The sequence below is a fragment of the Brachybacterium sp. genome, from assembly GCF_052095815.1.
Classification (GTDB): domain Bacteria; phylum Actinomycetota; class Actinomycetes; order Actinomycetales; family Dermabacteraceae; genus Brachybacterium.
This window is the reverse complement of record NZ_JBQDLF010000064.1, coordinates 1-15852: the sequence shown is the minus strand read 5'-3', so window position 1 is coordinate 15852 and position 15852 is coordinate 1. Positions and strand designations below refer to the sequence as shown.

At 70.7% G+C, this 15852-nt stretch carries 11 protein-coding genes; 4 read left to right on the top strand and 7 right to left on the bottom strand.

All coding sequences use genetic code 11. From position 1 onward, the window contains the following. Positions 1 to 398 precede the first annotated feature (398 nt). Genes ACTH43_RS17075 through ACTH43_RS17065 form a run of 3 tightly spaced genes read right to left on the bottom strand, consistent with a single transcriptional unit; the run spans position 399 to position 1947 of the window. Positions 399 to 914, bottom strand: coding sequence for a GNAT family N-acetyltransferase (locus ACTH43_RS17075; protein ID WP_441446095.1), 516 nt, complete (start codon positions 912 to 914; stop codon positions 399 to 401). Next, positions 911 to 1462 (bottom strand): GNAT family N-acetyltransferase, encoded by a 552-nt coding sequence (locus ACTH43_RS17070; RefSeq protein ID WP_441446094.1) that lies wholly within the window; start codon positions 1460 to 1462, stop codon positions 911 to 913. Before ACTH43_RS17070 ends, ACTH43_RS17075 begins: the two co-directional genes overlap by 4 nt. A gap of 23 nt (positions 1463 to 1485) precedes the next feature. Then, positions 1486 to 1947 carry a GntR family transcriptional regulator gene (locus ACTH43_RS17065; RefSeq protein ID WP_441446093.1) on the bottom strand — a complete coding sequence of 154 codons (462 nt, stop codon included), beginning with the start codon at positions 1945 to 1947 and terminating at the stop codon, positions 1486 to 1488. An 85-nt stretch (positions 1948 to 2032) separates the two neighbouring features. Between ACTH43_RS17065 and ACTH43_RS17060 the strand changes: the two genes are divergently transcribed. Continuing rightward, positions 2033 to 4072, top strand: coding sequence for a hypothetical protein (locus ACTH43_RS17060; protein WP_441446092.1), 2040 nt, complete (start codon positions 2033 to 2035; stop codon positions 4070 to 4072). A gap of 20 nt (positions 4073 to 4092) precedes the next feature. Here ACTH43_RS17060 and ACTH43_RS17055 read toward each other — a convergent pair whose 3' ends face one another. From ACTH43_RS17055 to glsA, 4 genes are read right to left on the bottom strand one after another with little or no spacing between them, the layout of a single operon-like run. Further along, positions 4093 to 5448 carry a glycosyltransferase family 2 protein gene (locus ACTH43_RS17055; RefSeq protein WP_441446091.1) on the bottom strand — a complete coding sequence of 452 codons (1356 nt, stop codon included), beginning with the start codon at positions 5446 to 5448 and terminating at the stop codon, positions 4093 to 4095. Further along, entirely contained in the window at positions 5445 to 6275 is an 831-nt protein-coding gene (locus tag ACTH43_RS17050) for a DUF5926 family protein (RefSeq protein ID WP_441446090.1), read from the bottom strand. The genes ACTH43_RS17055 and ACTH43_RS17050 overlap by 4 nt, the downstream gene beginning before the upstream one ends. 9 nt (positions 6276 to 6284) lie before the next feature. After that, positions 6285 to 7136 (bottom strand): GNAT family N-acetyltransferase, encoded by an 852-nt coding sequence (locus tag ACTH43_RS17045; RefSeq protein WP_441446089.1) that lies wholly within the window; start codon positions 7134 to 7136, stop codon positions 6285 to 6287. Further along, positions 7133 to 8176 carry a glutaminase A gene (gene glsA / locus ACTH43_RS17040; RefSeq protein ID WP_441446088.1) on the bottom strand — a complete coding sequence of 348 codons (1044 nt, stop codon included), beginning with the start codon at positions 8174 to 8176 and terminating at the stop codon, positions 7133 to 7135. Before glsA ends, ACTH43_RS17045 begins: the two co-directional genes overlap by 4 nt. A gap of 176 nt (positions 8177 to 8352) precedes the next feature. Here glsA and ACTH43_RS17035 point away from each other — a divergent pair, with 176 nt between their 5' ends. From ACTH43_RS17035 to pulA, 3 genes are all read left to right on the top strand, one after another. After that, on the top strand, positions 8353 to 8751 hold the full coding sequence (locus ACTH43_RS17035) for a hypothetical protein (RefSeq protein WP_262425657.1): 399 nt from the start codon (positions 8353 to 8355) through the stop codon (positions 8749 to 8751). Between the two features lie 136 nt (positions 8752 to 8887). Continuing rightward, positions 8888 to 9670 carry a metal-dependent hydrolase gene (locus tag ACTH43_RS17030; protein ID WP_441446087.1) on the top strand — a complete coding sequence of 261 codons (783 nt, stop codon included), beginning with the start codon at positions 8888 to 8890 and terminating at the stop codon, positions 9668 to 9670. A gap of 219 nt (positions 9671 to 9889) precedes the next feature. Beyond that, positions 9890 to 15852: pullulanase-type alpha-1,6-glucosidase (gene pulA, locus ACTH43_RS17025; protein ID WP_441446086.1), on the top strand; the 5963-nt coding region annotated here is incomplete at its 3' end.

Below are 15852 nucleotides of genomic sequence, written 5' to 3'. Positions count from 1 at the left end.
GGGGCATACCGCCATGGCGAACATTCATACTGGGCACCGATGCCCACAGTAACGTCGCATGACGCATTCGAGACCTCGGACATCAGCATTCTCTAAGACTGCTTCTCTCTGGCCCCTTATTTTACCCCCGAAGAGTTGACGTAGACAAGGGTCGGCACTACTTGGGGATAAACTTGTGGAAAACTTGGAGTGGGGAGGAACGGACGTCCTTATCCACATTTCTAGCCACCGATAATCCCCATTTCCGGGAGGGCCTTGACAACGAACTCGTCGCGACGGCGAGCACGGGACGCCTGCGCATATAGGACGCGACTGCATACCTCCGGATCCGGAGGGGCTTCGTCCGGTTCCCGCCCTGGCCCCTACGCGTGCCCCGACCCCGGTGTCTGCACTTCCGCCTACGCCTGCCCCGCCCCCGCATCCAGATCGAGAATCCAGCGCCGGACATGCCGGGTGCCGTCGGCCGGGTGTCGCAGGAGGTCCTCCTCCGGGTGCGCACCGAGCCGGTGGGCCACCGCGCGCGAGGCAGGGTTGCCGTCGGCGATCAGCAGCACCGCCTGTCGCAGGCGGGAGTCGCGGCGCGCCCGGCTGATCAGGGCCGAGGCGATCTGCGTTCCGACACCGCGGCCCCGCTCGGATTCGAGCACCCAGTAGGTGACGGCCACCTGGCCGCGGGAGAGCTCGGGAGCGAGCCGGTTCAGCCCACCTCCGCCGAGCAGCCGGCCCGAGGCCGCGTCGACCGCTGCGAGCTCCTGGACCGGTCCGTCCTCGCGCCAGCGCGCGCAGCGTTCCAGGAAGGACTCGAGGGAGCTCTCCGTCCAGCGCTCCCCCACGATCTCTGCGGCGAGCGCCGCGTCCTGCCCGGCGAGGATCTCGGGCCCGTGGCGAGGCTCGAGCCTCTCGAGGCGGATCACGCCCCCAGGCGCTTTCCCATCACGACCTTGCCGGGAGCCAGTTCCCCGAGCACGCTCCATCCCCGGGCACGGTAGAGGCGATGACCGCTCCCCTGCGGGTCGGCGTCGGTCTGCAGCAGCGACCGCGCGTGCGGGAGGCCCTCCATCAGAGCATCGTGGAGACGACCGCCCAAGCCGTGTCCCTGATGCGTCGGCCGGACTGCGAGCTCGACGAACTCGAAGTGGCCGCCCACCCACTCCGTTCCGTCGGCCGCCAGTCCGTCGGTCGCCAGTCCACCAGCCCCCAGACCGTCGGCCGCCAGTGCATCCGCCACCCGGTCGGCCCACCATTGCCCGCGCTCGCCCGTGTACCCCCAGCCGAAGCCGTGGAGCTCCTCCCCCATAGAGGCAGTGACCAAGCGGAAGCCGTCGCGCGAGCGGTGCTGCTCCCAGAAGCGGCTGCGCCAGTCCTCCGCATCGTCGACCGGTCCGAAAGCCGTCGTCCACACCTCGAGCACGCGATCCCGGAATGCCGCGGCGGCGTCGGCACGGTGGGTTGCGATGCGCACCTCGACCGGGTCGAGGCCACGCCTCACGCCGCGCCCCCGCCGCTCCCGCCGCTCCCGCCGCTCCCGCCGCTCCCGCCGCTCCCGCCGTTCTCGCCGCTCTCGCCCGCGAGTGCCGCACGTACCGAGGCGAGGATCTCCACATCGCGGGCGCCACGGGCCCGGGCGGCGGCGATCGGTCCGGCGAACAGCGAGACCAGGCCTGCGTCGACCGGACCGCCGGGCTCGCGCTGGGCCGTGGTCGCAAGTTTGCGGGCTTCCATCGCCGCACCGGGGGCGATCGTCGTTCCCGCCCCGCGACGGGTGAGGAGGATCTGCGACTCCTCGAGCAGCTTGTAGGCGCGGGCCACCGTGCCGGGGGCGAGGCCGAGATCGGCGGCGTAGGTGCGGATCGCCGGCAGGCGGTCACCCGGCGTCAGCTCGCCGGTGCGGACCTGCTCGAGGATCTCGCGGCGAACCTGCTCGTACGGAGGCTGTGGAGAAGGCATGGCGACCACGATAGAGCGTGAGAGATAGGTGGAGGGTCTGCAACGGCCGGCCGCGCGGCGCAGGCCTTCCCCGTAGCATCGGGACGTGCCCCAGGAACTGCCCGCCCCCGTGCGTCGAACGCCGCTCGCCGTGCTGCTCGCACTGCTGCTCGGCGCCTTGGTCCTCGCCGGCGCGCCTACTGCCTCCGCCGACGATCCCGACGATCCCGTGCGGCTGGTGATCGCCACCGCGGGGCTCGGCTGGGAGGACATCGATCCGCAGGCCACACCGAATCTTCAGTGCCTCGCCGAGCGCTCCGGCGCGGGTGCCATGAACACCACCTCGACCTCGGTCGTCTCCACGAAGCGGCAGGGCATGGAGACGCTGCACTCCGGATACCGGGGCCTGGCGGAGGAGGCGCCGCGCACCAGCGGCATCCCGACGCCGGCGCAGGATCAGTGGGAGCAGCTCGGAGTCCCAGTCAGCACCTTCGACCTCTCGGGTCCATCGACGATGGAGATCACCGTCGGGGAGGAACGCGGCGACAGAAAGCCGGAGCGCGAGTCCGGGTACACCCAGATCGCCGATGCTCTCGCCGCGGGCGACCTGGTCCAGGTCACGGTCCCCTCGCTGCCCCAGGCCGACGGCCCGGCCCGTGCCCAGGCCCTGGTCTCCCTCGATGCTGTCGTCGGGGCGACGCTCGACGAGCTCGGCGGCTGCCAGAGCGCGGACCTCCCCCGCACCCTGCTGGTCTCCGTCGCGGCCACCGATCCCGAGCATCCGGCGTCGGCCGAGCACCCCGGGCCGGTCGCCTCGCGCACGGCGGGCCTGCAGGTCGCCCTCGACACCGCCTTCTCCGGCCAGGCCCTCACCAGCGGGGCCACCAAGCAGACCGGCGTGGTGGTGCTCACCGATGTGCTCGCCACGATCCTCACCTCCTATGACGCCACCGCCGACGGGCTGATCCCCGGTCAGCCGTTCCGCGGCACCGCGCACGACGACCCGCAGCAGCTGGCCCTGGATCGCTCCGAGGCCGCGGCGCAGGTCGATGCGGCGACCGTGCCCGCGCTCGGCTCCTGGTTCGCGCTCGGCGTGATCGGGATCGTGATCCTGCTGGTCCCGCCGCTGGCACGTCGGCCGCGTCTCGCCGCCGTCGGCCGGGCGCTCGCGGCGATCGCGCCGCTCGCACTGCCGGTGGGGATGTTCGCCTCCCTGGTGCCGTGGTGGCGCGCGGAGCATCCGACGCTGGCCCTGACGGGCGTGGTGTGGGCGGGCTGCGCGCTGCTGTCGGCGCTGGTGCTGGCCGGTCCCTGGCGCCACCATCGCCTGGGCCCCGTCGGGATCTCCGCGGCGCTGGTCGCCCTGCTGATCCTCGGCGAATCGGCCACCGGGTCGCGGTTCCAGCTGGGCTCACCGCTGGGGGCGCAGCCGATCTCCGGCGGGCGCTTCTACGGGCTGTCGAACCATCTGTTCGGGATGGTGCTCGCGGCGGCGCTGATGGCGCTGCTGTGCCTGTTCGCGGTGGTGCGCACCCCGCGTGCACGGGTGGTGTGGACGGTGGCCGTCGGCGCTCTGGTCGCGATCGTCTGCGTGGCCCCGTCGATGGGCGCGGACTTCGGGTCGATGCTGGCCACGATTCCCGCCTTCGGGCTGCTGGCGCTGCTGGTCTCCGGGATCCGGCCGCGGCTGTGGCATCTGCTCGCCCTCGGGGCGGGCGGCGCGGTCGCGGTGCTGGGGGTCTCGTTCCTGGACTGGCTGCGACCCGCCGAGGACCGCACCCACCTGGGACGCTTCATCGACGAGCTCCTCAGCGGCGAGGTGATCTCGGTGGTGGTCCGAAAGCTCGCCCAGAACGTCGCGATGACCACCGGATACCCGTCGCTGGCGGTCGTGATGGTGCTCGCGGTGGTGGCGTCGATCGCGCTGCTGATCCCGGGCCGACTGCGCTGGCGGCGGCTCGTGGCGCTGGATGCCGAGCACCCCGCCTCGTACTGGGTGCGGGTCGCGCTCGTGGTGGGCACCTGGGTCGGCTACGCGGTCAACGACACCGGGCCGGTGCTGGTCGCAGCCATGTTCGGCATCTGGCTGTGCTACCTGCCCGCGGTGCTGCCGGCGCCTCAGGACCTGGGTCAGGAACGGGACTGAGACCAGAACCAGAACGCTGGCTAAAGGTTCTCCGCGTCCACCGCGGCGTGCACCACGAGCGAGGTGTACTCGTCGGGGCTGAGCGGTGTGGGCAGGGACTCCGGGATCGTGGGCTCTCCGACCTCGAGGTGCGAGGCGATGATCACCGCATGCTCCGGGGTGAAGCGGCCCTCGACGGGCGCACCCCGGAGCCGGGTCGCGAGCGTCTCCAGGTCGGTCTCCGCGAGGTAGACGACGTCATCGGGGGCGAAGTCGCCGTCCACCGGCAGGTCACGCAGCAGGGCGTCGAGCTCCGCGGCGTCCACGTCGCCGAGGGCCCGGGTCTCGTCATCGGAGAACTCCCCGGTGACGGGCAGGTCCGCGAGGGTGAGCCGACGGACCTCGGCATGCTCTGCACGCTCGGACTCGGTGGCAGGCTCCGGGACGACGGTCCAGGTCTTCTCCTCGTCATGGTCCGCAGGCCCCGTCGGCAGCGGCGCCACCTCGAGGGGCTCCGGCACCTCGGTGTCGGCCCCGTCGTCGAACTCCGCCTGCTGGTCCTCCGCCAGCTCGGGGGCCAGGTGACGCTTGCGGGCGAGCGCCCGCACCACGTCGCGCAGCTGCGCGGCCCGATGCAGCTGGCCGCGGAGGTCCTTGCCGGTGGCGCGGTGATGGAGCTCGGCCGGGATCTCCTTGACCCAGAACCCGCTGCTGAGCGCATCGATCGTCAGCGAGGTCTCCACGCCCCAGCCGGAAGCGAGCGGGAGGCAGGCCTCCCAGGTCTCCCGGGTGATGCAGCGAGTGCCGGACAGCGGCTGGTTCGGCTCCCAACCGGTGGCGCGGTGGATGCCGCGGCGCGCGGTCCGCACCACGATGCCCATCCCGGCGGCGCCCTCCTGCGGGGGCAGCAGGGCGATGGCCATGTCCACGCCCTCGTCGAGCACCGCATCGACCAGCGGCTGCGCGGCCTCGGCGGAGCCGCCCATATCCGCGTCGAGGAACAGCAGGGCGCGCGGCACGGTCTCGGCGGCGTCGATCACCGGCAGCGGGCCGGTGTGGCCGGGCGAACGCGGTTCGGCGTGCAGCTCCTCGGAGAAGCTCGCACCCCCGTCGGCCCGTTCGGCGTCCTCGCGGATCGCGACCATCTGGGCACCGGTCGCCATCGCCGCGGCCTTGCCGCGGTTGGTCTTGTGCCGCACCACCAGGGCATCCGCCCCCATGGCGACGGCGGACGTGGCGTCGGTGGAGCCGTCGTCGACGACCACCACCAGGTCCACGCCCGTGATCCTGCGGGCGGACTCGATGGTCGCCTCGATCCGCTCCGCCTCGTTCTTGGCGGGGATCACGACGGCCACCCGCTCGGGGCGGTGGGCCGTCAGCGGCCCCGCGGTGCTCATCGCAGCGTCACCTGACGGGCGACGATGCCGCCCCGTGCCCGACGCTCGAGGGTGGTGAGCGGCTCGGTCGAGGCGAGCGCCTCCTCGAATCGGGTGCGGAACGCCTCTGCCTCGGCCTCGGCGGCCTCGACGCCGGATCCCTTCGCGAGATCCCACACCGGGATCGACAGGCCCTCGGCGCGGAAGGAGCCGACGTACTTGGCGCCCTCGCAGATCGCGGATTCACGACGGGCGTGGAGGCGGGTGACCGCGTCGATCACCTTCTCCTCATCGGCGTCGAGCACCCAGCGCACGTGCTCCTTCGCGCCGGCGTCGACCCAGTAGGCGTGGGGCAGGCCGGCGACCGCGCGGGTCTGCATGATCGAGTCGTTCGCCTGGGAGATGGCCTGGTCGATCTCACCGGTGCGCTCGGCGCTGGGATCGAGCCAGAACTCGAAGGTGTCCTGGACCTTGATCTCGAAGGCGCCGGTGAGGTCGAGGATGTCCTGCAGGCGCGGGGCGTCCTCGTCGAGGGTGACGGTGGTGATCGGGTTGCCGGGCTCGAGCGCGGCGGCGAGCTTGATCGCCTGGCCGATTCCGCGCGAGAGATCGTTGCCGGGATAGCCGGCCTGAATGCCGACGGTGACGGAGCCGTCGGTGCGGCGCACCGCGGGCCAGGCCATCGGCAAGATGGTCGCGAGCTCGACGTCGAGGGAGCCGTACTCCGCGGTGGTCTTCGCAGCCATGGTCGCGGCCGGGATCAGCTGGCGCATGGCCACCAGGTCCTGTTCGTTCGGCAGGCCCTCGAAGGGGCGGCGGACCAGGTCGTTGCTCGAGGTGGAACTCATGGGACGAGTCTACCGATCCACGGGCGCTTCCTCGCGCAGGGCGGCCTCGAGCACCGCCAGGTCGCCTGGGCGCAGGTCCCGTCCGTGGTCCGGGCGCGGATGCCGGGGGCGGCGGGTGAGGTGGACGGGCACGGTCTCCAGTCCCAGGCGCAGGGCGACGGCGATGCGGTGATTGCCGTCGATCGTCGCGAACTCCTCGTGGAAGGCCAGATCGATCGGGGTGCGCATGCCGTCCCGTGCGATCTGCGCTTCGAGACGGTCCAGGTGCGTCGGGGTTTCGAAGGTCGGGGACCCGACGAGCTCGCGGTCCACCGCCCGGTAGCGCGCGACCAGCTCGGTGGGCAGCTCGACACTCTCCTGCTCCATCGGGGCGGCGCGGCGCTCCATGAACAGCTCGGTGTCGTCGTCAGGGTTTCGGCCGCCGGTCCCGAAGCCGCAGCTCTCATAGAGACGGCGGGCGGGCAGGTTCGTCTCGACGACCGCCAGGAGCAGGCGGGTCTGCGGGTGATGGGCGGCGAGATGCTCGACCGCGGCGGCGACCAGGGCACGGCCGACGCCGCGACCGCGGTGCTCCGGGGCGACCCACACGGAGATCAGCTCGGCGCGGGCCCCCGGGACGTCCCCGTACACGGGATCGTCACCGAACAGGAGCCGACCCATCGCGGCGGGTTGTCCGTCGACCTCCACCACGAAGGGGACCCTCGGCCAGCTGACCCCCTCGCGCCAGTGGGCCTCGGTGTCGCGATGGCGGATCTCGGCGAGCGTGCTCCCGAAGGCCCAGGGAGCATCCTCCAGGGCTCGCAGCCGCAGGTCGCGCCAGAGCCGCCACTCGCCCGGAGCGAGCTGACGTGCCGCGATCACGGGTGCGTGCCCACTTCCATCAGCTCCTGGGCGCACTCCTCGAGATCCCGCGGCACCACGCCGTCGAGCATGTGGAGGGCGAAGTCCTGGCTGAGCCGTTCGAAGAAGTAGGTGCCGCGCACGGAGTTGCCGTGCAGGTCCAGCTGCGGGGCGTAGCTGGCGACGCCGAAGCGGGAGGGCAGAGCAGCGATGATCCCGCCGCCCACCCCGGACTTCGCGGGCAGGCCCACGTCCCCGACCCAGTCCCCCGCGTTGTCGTACATCCCGCAGGTGAGCATCACCGAGAGCACCTGGCGGGCGGCGACCCGGGAGAACACGTTCTGCCCGGTCAGCGGGTTGGTGCCGCCGGAGGCGAGGGTCGCGGCCATCACCGCGAGGTCGGTGACGGTGGTGAGCACCGCACAGCCCTCGATGTAGCCGCCCACCACCTCGGCGGCGTCCTCGCTCATCGATCCGGCCGCGCGCAGCATGTACGCGAGGGCGAGGTTGCGGTCGGCGGTGGTCAGCTCCTCATCCCGGGTCTCCCGGTGCAGCTCGAGGGGGTGGCCGGCGGCGGCGTCCAGCACCTCACGCAGGCGTTGCGTGCGCTCCTCCTGAGTGGGGCCGAGCATTGCATGAGTGCGGATCGCACCGATGTTGACCAGTGGATTCTTGGGCTTCTTGGAGTACGGATCGAGGCTGAGGGCGTTGAACTCCTCCCCCGTCGGCTCCTCGTCGACCACGGAATCCACATACTCCATGCCGTGCAGGTCGATCGCCGCACCGTACGCGAACGCCTTGGAGATCGACTGCATGGGGAAGGCGTGCTCGGTGCCGGCGGAGGTGATCTCCCCGTCGATCGAGCAGACGGCCACGCCGAGGTGGTCATCGCGCGCGCCGGAGAGATACGAGAGCTCGGGGATGTCCCCGACCTCCTCGGCGCTGCCGGAGATGCCCCGATCGGGCAGGATCGCCCCGAGCTCCTCGGAGGTCTCGGGCACCGTCGCCGTGGAGAGGGCGAAGGTGAGGCGGTTCAGGTACGTGGTCAGTGCGCTCGTCACGGCACCGACCGTACAGGCCTCCGCCTCGCCACATGAGAGACTGCCTCGCCCGCCCCGACCTCGCGAGATACCGTGAGGCATGACCGTTACGCCGCTGCTCGACACCGATGTCATCGCCCGCCACACCCTCGCGCACGACGCCTCCCCTTTCCTGCTGCTGCTGGAGGCGTGACGCGATGAACATTGTGGAATGGCGACATCCGGTGCGTGTGCCCGAGCCGTATCGCAGCCTGTTCGTGATCGCGATCGGGGTGATCCTGGTCCGCACCTTGCTCCCCTATTCGGCGACGTTCACCCTGGTCGTCAGCTTCGTGGGCGGCGCGGTAGGAATCGCGTTCGCCCTGGTGGTGCTCTCCCGCGGCTTCGATCCCGTGGTCCCGCGCTCCTGGTCCGAGAGCGGCTTCATCGTGGCGCTCCTGCTCGCTCTGATGCTGGTGATGTCGGTGTCCGAGGGATTCTCGTGGACCGGACGCTTGATCGGAGTGATCGTCGGCATCGGCATCGCGGTCTGCGCCTTTCATGTGGCGGAGGTACTGCATCAGCGGAGCAGCTCCAAGAGCAGCCCGCGAGGCTGACGAACGCCGTCCGCTGTCATGACCCGCCGGTAGTCTTCCCAGCGGTCCTCCTCCCCCGGTGACGTCCTGCGTCCCACCAGCGGCTCCCCGCCCACTTCCCAGGTGGGACCGCACAGGACGACTCCCGAGGAGGACGATGCCCATGATGGGCGGACATCACGCGATCAGCGGCACCGCCGCCTGGATGGCCCTGGCCGGCTCCACCTCGATGATGGGGCACGTGGCGGGACTGGACCTGTGGGACCTGACCCCTGAGCAGGTGATCGCCGGGGCGGTGGTCTCCACCGGCGCGGCCCTGCTGCCGGATATCGACCATCCCAGTGCCACGATCTCCCGCTCCGGCGGCGGCCTCACCAAGGCGCTCACCCGGATGGTCGGCTCCTTGGCCGGGCACCGCGGGGCGACCCACACCCTCCTCGCCGTCGCCGCCTTCACCACGCTGGCGGCGCTCGTGAACGGGCTCGACTGGCAGGTCCAGGTACCCGTGCTGGGCGAGGTGCAGGCTGGCGCCGCGCTCCTGGTCGCCGTGATGTGCGCCTTCGGCACCCGGGCGCTGAAGGCGGTCAAGGGAAGACTGCTGCCGTGGGTCGTGGGCGCCGGTTCCGGGCTGCTGGTCGGGGTCATCGCGCCGGACACGTCGATCTGGCTGCCGGCCGCCGTGGCGGTGGGGGCGCTGGCCCATCTCGTCGGCGACCTGCTCACCACCGACGGGATCCCCTTCCCCACCTGGCCGCTAACGGTGAAACCGCCGAAGCGACTGGCCTCGCCCTTCTGGCAGCGCAGCGGCGACATCGCCCTGCCGCTGCTGGGCAACGCCGGCAGCGCGCGCGAATGGCTGCTGTGCACGGTGCTGACCGGCTACGCCGCGGTCACGACGATCGCCACCATCGCCGGGGCACCCGAGGTGTTGAGCCTCTGAAACGCGGGTGAACAGAGCCCAGAATCCTGAAAGATCTTGCAGGTTCTACTCTCACCCTTGAGCAGGTGACCTGCACCCCCTACGGTGGAGACGGCAAACACCGCTCGGTCGCGGGTTTCGCCTTGCAGTTCTTGCAGGATCGTCGTCTCCCGTCGGCTCCTGCGCGCCCTCCCCCGTCGGCCCCGGCCGGCGCCCTTGCTCGGACAGAGGAGTCCCCGCATGTCGGTCCCGCGGTCTGCCCATCCCACCCGCATTGCCACCCGCTCCCGCCTGCTCGCGGCGGTCACCTCGCTGCTGATGGCGACGGCCACGATGCTCGGCACCGCGCCGCTGGTGTTCGCCCTCGGCCCCGATCAGCCGGTGCTCGCCGGCTCCCTGCAGGACGAGCTGGGCTGCGAGGCGGACTGGGACCCGACGTGCGAGGCGAGCGCGCTCGCCCCCACCGCTGTGGCCGGGCAGTGGGAGTCGACCTTCGAGGTCCCCGCCGGGCAGTACGAGGTCAAGGCGGCGATCGGCGGCAGCTGGGATACGGCCTACGGGCTGGACGGCGGAGAGGACAACATCCCGCTGGCCGTCGCCGCGCCCACCCGCGTGACCTTCCGCTTCGACGAAGAGACGTCCCGGCTCTCCGTCGCGCTCGCGGAGCAGGGCGGGGAGTACACCGAGCAGGATGCCGAGCTCGCGCACGCCCCCTACCGCCACCCCGGCGGCGGCGAGACCTTCTACTTCGTGCTCACCGACCGCTTCGAGAACGGCGACCCCGCCAACGACACCGGTGGCATCGACGGCGAGCGCCTGGATCACGGCTTCGACCCTACCGACAAGGGCTTCTACCAGGGCGGCGACATCGCCGGGCTCCACTCGCAGCTGGACTACATCGAGGGCCTGGGGATGAGCGCGATCTGGCTGACCCCGTCCTTCACCAACAACCCGGTCCAGGGCGAGGGCGAGGATGCGAGCGCCGGCTATCACGGCTACTGGGTCACCGACTTCACCACCATCGACCCGCACCTGGGCACGAACGAGGAGCTCAAAGCGCTGATCGACGATGCCCACGCGCGCGGCATCAAGGTCTACTTCGACATCATCACCAACCACACCGCCGACCTCATCGACTACGAGGAGGGCGAGTACGGCTACGTCGACCAGGCGACCAGCCCGTACCTCGACGCGGCCGGAAATCCGGTGGACGTCACCGCGCTGGCGCAGTCCGCGGAGTTCCCGGCCATGGATCCGGCGAGCTCGTTCCCCTACACCCCGGTGCGTTCGGCGGAGAACCAGGTGATGGTCCCCGAGGCGCTGAATGACGTGACGATGTACCACAACCGCGGCAACTCGACGTGGGAGGGCGAGTCGGTGACCTTCGGTGATTTCGACGGCCTGGATGACCTGATGACCGAGGATCCGCGGGTGCTGGCCACGATGGAGGACATCTACACCACCTGGATGGACTTCGGGATCGACGGCTTCCGCATCGACACCGCCAAGCACGTCGACTTCCAGTTCTGGCAGGCCTTCACCTCGACCCTCGTCGATCACCAGGGCGCGGCCCCGGCCGGGGAGCAGTTCTTCACCTTCGGCGAGGTGTACGACGCCGACGCCACCAAGCTCTCCCCCTATGTGCGCGAGACCGAGATGGACTCGGTGCTCGACTTCGCCTACCAGTCCACCGCGACGAACTGGGCGAAGGGGTTCACCGCGCAGGGCATGGCCGGCCTGTTCGCCGCGGATGACCACTACACGACGGCAGACTCCTCCGCCGCGGACCTGCCCACCTTCGTGGGCAACCACGACATGGGCCGCATCGGCTACCTGCTGGCCGGCTCCGACCGGCTCGGCGAGCGGACCGCCTTCGCACACGAGACGATGCTGCTGACCCGTGGCCAGCCGGTGATCTACTACGGCGACGAGCAGGGCTTCGCGGGCGACGGCAACGACAAGGACGCCCGCCAGTCGATGTTCGCCAGCCAGGTCCCCTCCTATCTCGACGACACCCTGATCGACGGCAGCCCCTACGGCGACGGCGAGCACTTCTCGACCGACGCCCAGCTGTACCCGCTGATCAGCGAGCTCGCCACGCTGCGCAACTCCACCCCGGCGCTCGCCACCGGCGCACAGATCGAGCTGCACGCGGAGGAGGGCGCCGGCATCTACGCCTTCTCCCGCGTGGACCGCGAGGAGCAGCTCGAGCACCTGGTCGCGCTGAACAACTCCCCCGAGGCGCGCACCGTCACCCTCACCACCCTCACCCCGGGCGCGAGCTTTACCTCGCTGTACGGCGACCACGCCCCGGTGACCGCCGCGGCGGACGGCACCGTCGAGATCACGGTGCCCGCACTCGGCGCCGTGGTGCTGGTCGCCGATGCGCCCGTCGTCGCCGCCGGTGACGCGCAGGCGATCACGCTCGATCTCGCCGACGGCGCGAAGGTCGAGGGTCAGGCACCGATCAGCGCCGACGTCACCGCCGACCGCTGGGCCGAGACCTCCTTCAGCTGGCGCCTCGCCGGCGAAGCGACCTGGACCGCGCTCGGCACCGCGGAGGACGACACCCCGCGTGTGTTCCACGACGTGAGCTCGCTGCCCGTGGGCACCCTGCTCGAGTACCGCGCGGTCTCCACCGACGCGGCCGGGGACCGGGTCGCGGACTCGACCACGGCCGTCGTCGGCGCGGACCTCTCCGCCGCCGGTTCCGAGGAGGGCCCGGGCGCGATCGACGAGCTGTCCGTGACGCTGCCCGGCTCGCATAATGCCGCGATGGGCTGCCCGGGCGACTGGCAGCCGGACTGCACCGCCGCCCAGCTCGCCCTGGATGCCGATTCCGGGAAGTACACCGGCACCTTCGACATCCCGGCCGGCGACTTCGCCTTCAAGGTCGCTGTCGGCGGGAGCTGGGACGAGAACTACGGCGCGGGCGGCGTGCCCGGCGGCGAGGACATCACCTATACCCATGAGGGTGGGCCGCTGACCTTCTGGTACGACCCGGCCACGCACGTCGTGCAGAACAGCGCCCAGGGTCCGTTCATCACCCTGCCCGGCTCCTTCAACGCCGCGCTCGGCTGCCCCGAGGACTGGATGCCCGGATGCATGCGCACCTGGATGCAGGATGTCGACGGCGACGGCGTGCACACGTTCACCACCGACGAGGTCCCCGGCGGGTCCTACGAGGTGAAGGCCGCTCACGGAGGATCCTGGGATGAGAGCTACGGCGTGGGCGGTGAGCCGGGCGGCGGCAATTACACCTTCTCCACCCAGGACGGAGAGATCGTGACCTTCACCTACGATCTGGCCACCCATCAGCTGACCATCGAGGCCGCCGATCCGCTGACCGCCGGCTCCGGCAAGCAGCTCGGCCACTTCGTGGACGCCGGCACCATCGCCTGGCCCACGAACCTGGTCACCGCCGGCGAGGACACCCGCTGGGAGCTGTTCACGGCGCCGACCGGCGGGCTCACCGTCGCAGACGGCGAGGTCACCGGGGGCGAGAGCCTCGGCGAGCTGACCCTGCGGGACGGCGGTCTGGAAGAGGCCGAGCTCGCCGGGCGCGGGCACCTGAAGGACTTCCTCGCGCTCGAGCTGCCGGCGCTGGACCGGGCAGTGCTCGAGGAGGCGCTGCGCGGTGAGCTGGCACTGGCCCAGTACGGCCCGGACGGGATCGAAGTCCTCACCGGGCTGCAGATCCCCGGAGTGCTCGATGATCTCTACGCGGGAGATGCCGCCGAGCAGGAACTCGGCGTGAGCTGGAGCGATGGAGTGCCCACCCTGTCGCTGTGGGCACCGACCGCCCAGAACGTGACGCTGCAGCTGCACGGCCCGGCGGAGGCGGCGGGTGATCCGTCGGCCGCTGATCCGTCGGCCGCTCGTGCCGTCGCCGCAACCGAGATCGCGATGGAGCGCGGAGCCGGCGGCGTGTGGGCCGCGACCGGCGAGGCCGACTGGACCGATCAGGCCTACACCTTCGCCGTGGACGTCTTCGTCCCCTCCCTCGGCGAGGTGGTCACCAACACCGTCACCGACCCGTACTCCGTGGGCCTGACCCTGAACTCGCAGCACTCGGTGCTGCTGGATCTCGCAGATCCACGCTGGGCGCCGGAGGTCTGGACCGACACCTCCGCCCCGGCGGTCGCGCAGTTCGCCGATCAGACCATCTACGAGCTGCACCTGCGGGACTTCTCCGCCGGTGACGAGGCTCTGCCCGAGGAGGTCCGGGGCAGCTATGCCGCCTTCGGGCACCCGGATTCGGCAGGGTCGGCACGGCTCGGTGAGCTCGCCGAGGCGGGCGTGACCACCGTGCATCTGCTGCCCACCTTCGATATCGCCACCATCGAGGAGGACCGCGCCGCGCAGGTCCAGCCGGATCTTCCGGCCGACGCCGGACCCTCCTCGACCGAGCAGCAGGCGGCGGTGACCGCTGTCGCGGACCAGGACCCCTACAACTGGGGCTACGACCCGCTGCACTACATGAGCCCCGAGGGCTCCTATGCGACCACAGGTCACCAGATCGGTGGTGAGCGCACCGCAGAGTTCCGCTCCATGGTGGGCGAGCTGCACGGGATGGGCCTGCAGGTGGTGCTCGATCAGGTCTACAACCACACCGCCGCGCACGGTCAGGCCGACACCTCGGTGCTGGACCGGATCGTTCCCGGCTACTACCAGCGGTTGAATCTCGACGGCGGGGTGGAGAACTCCACCTGCTGCTCGAACATCGCCACCGAGCACGACATGGCGCAGAAGCTCATGGTCGACTCCACCGTGCTCTGGGCCCGCGAGTACCACGTGGACGGATTCCGCTTCGACCTGATGGGCCATCACAGCGCCGACAACATGCTCGCCGTGCGCGAAGCGTTGGACGAGCTGACGCTCGAGGCCGACGGGGTGGACGGGAAGAGCATCTACCTCTATGGCGAGGGCTGGGACTTCGGCGAGATCGCCGGCAACGCCCGCTTCACGCAGGCCACCCAGGGACAGCTGGGCGGCACCTCGATCGGCACCTTCAACGACCGGCTGCGGGATGCCGTTCACGGAGGCAGCCCCTTCGATACCGACAAGCGCACCGTGCAGGGCTTCGGCAACGGCCTGTCCACGATGCCGAACGGGTTCGCGGAGGTGGGCGAGGAGGAGCAGCTGACCGACCTGCGCCACCGCACCGACCTGATCCGGATCGGGATGGCCGGCAACCTCGCCGACTACGAGCTGCTGAGCTCGACCGGGGAGGTGGTGCGCGGTGATCAGCTGGACTACAACGGCGCTCCCGCCGGGTACGCCACCCGTCCCGAGGAGGCGGTCAACTATGTCGACGCGCATGACAACGAGGCGCTGTACGACATGAACGTGTGGAAGCTGCCGCAGGATGCCACCCTGGAGACCAGGCTGCGGATGAACACGCTGTCCCTGGCCACGGTGACCCTGGGCCAGTCCCCCTCGTTCTGGGCGGGCGGCACAGATCTGCTGCGCTCGAAGTCGCTGGACCGCGACAGCTATAACTCCGGCGACCACTTCAACACGATCGACTGGACGAAGCAGACCAACGGGTTCGGCAACGGCCTGCCGCCGGAGGAGAAGAACGGCGAGGCCTGGGATCTGATGGTGCCGATGCTCGAGGATCCGGCGAAGACCCCGACCCCGGAGGACATCGGACTCTCGAGCGAGGTCACCCTGGATCTGCTGCGGATGCGCTCCTCCTCGACCCTGTTCACCCTCGGCGACGCGGAGCTGATCCGGCAGAAGGTCAGCTTCCCCAACGCCGGCGCCGACGCCACCGCCGGTCTGCTGGTGATGCGGGTCGACGACACCGTGGGCGTGGACGCGGATCCGGCGCTCGACGGGCTGGTCACCGTGTTCAACGCGACCGGTGAGCCGATCACCGAGGCGATCGACGGCATGGCCGGACTCGAGTACCAGCTGCACGAGGTGCAGGCCGACGGCGCCGACGAGGTGGTCAAGGGCGCGACCTGGGAGGCCGCGAGCGGCACGGTGACGATCCCCGCCCAGACGGTCGCAGTCTTCGTGGCCCCGCAGGCCGGTGCCGAACAGCCCGGCGGTGGGAACGATGGCGGCGGCGACGATGATGGCGAGGGCGGCGGTGACGGCGGCGAGCAGCCGGGAGATGGGGACCAGGGCGAGCAGCCCGGTGACGGGGACCAGGGCGAGCAGCCCGGTGACGGGGACCAGGGCGAGCAGCCCGG

What these genes read in the sequence shown, in the direction of transcription:
- ACTH43_RS17035 (WP_262425657.1), top strand. Translation starts at nt 8,353, where the DNA reads ATGAACATTGTGGAATGGCGACATCCGGTGCGTGTGCCCGAGCCGTAT.
- ACTH43_RS17065 (WP_441446093.1), bottom strand. Translation starts at nt 1,947, where the DNA reads ATGCCTTCTCCACAGCCTCCGTACGAGCAGGTTCGCCGCGAGATCCTC.
- ACTH43_RS17055 (WP_441446091.1), bottom strand. Translation starts at nt 5,448, where the DNA reads ATGAGCACCGCGGGGCCGCTGACGGCCCACCGCCCCGAGCGGGTGGCC.
- ACTH43_RS17050 (WP_441446090.1), bottom strand. Translation starts at nt 6,275, where the DNA reads ATGAGTTCCACCTCGAGCAACGACCTGGTCCGCCGCCCCTTCGAGGGC.
- ACTH43_RS17030 (WP_441446087.1), top strand. Translation starts at nt 8,888, where the DNA reads ATGCCCATGATGGGCGGACATCACGCGATCAGCGGCACCGCCGCCTGG.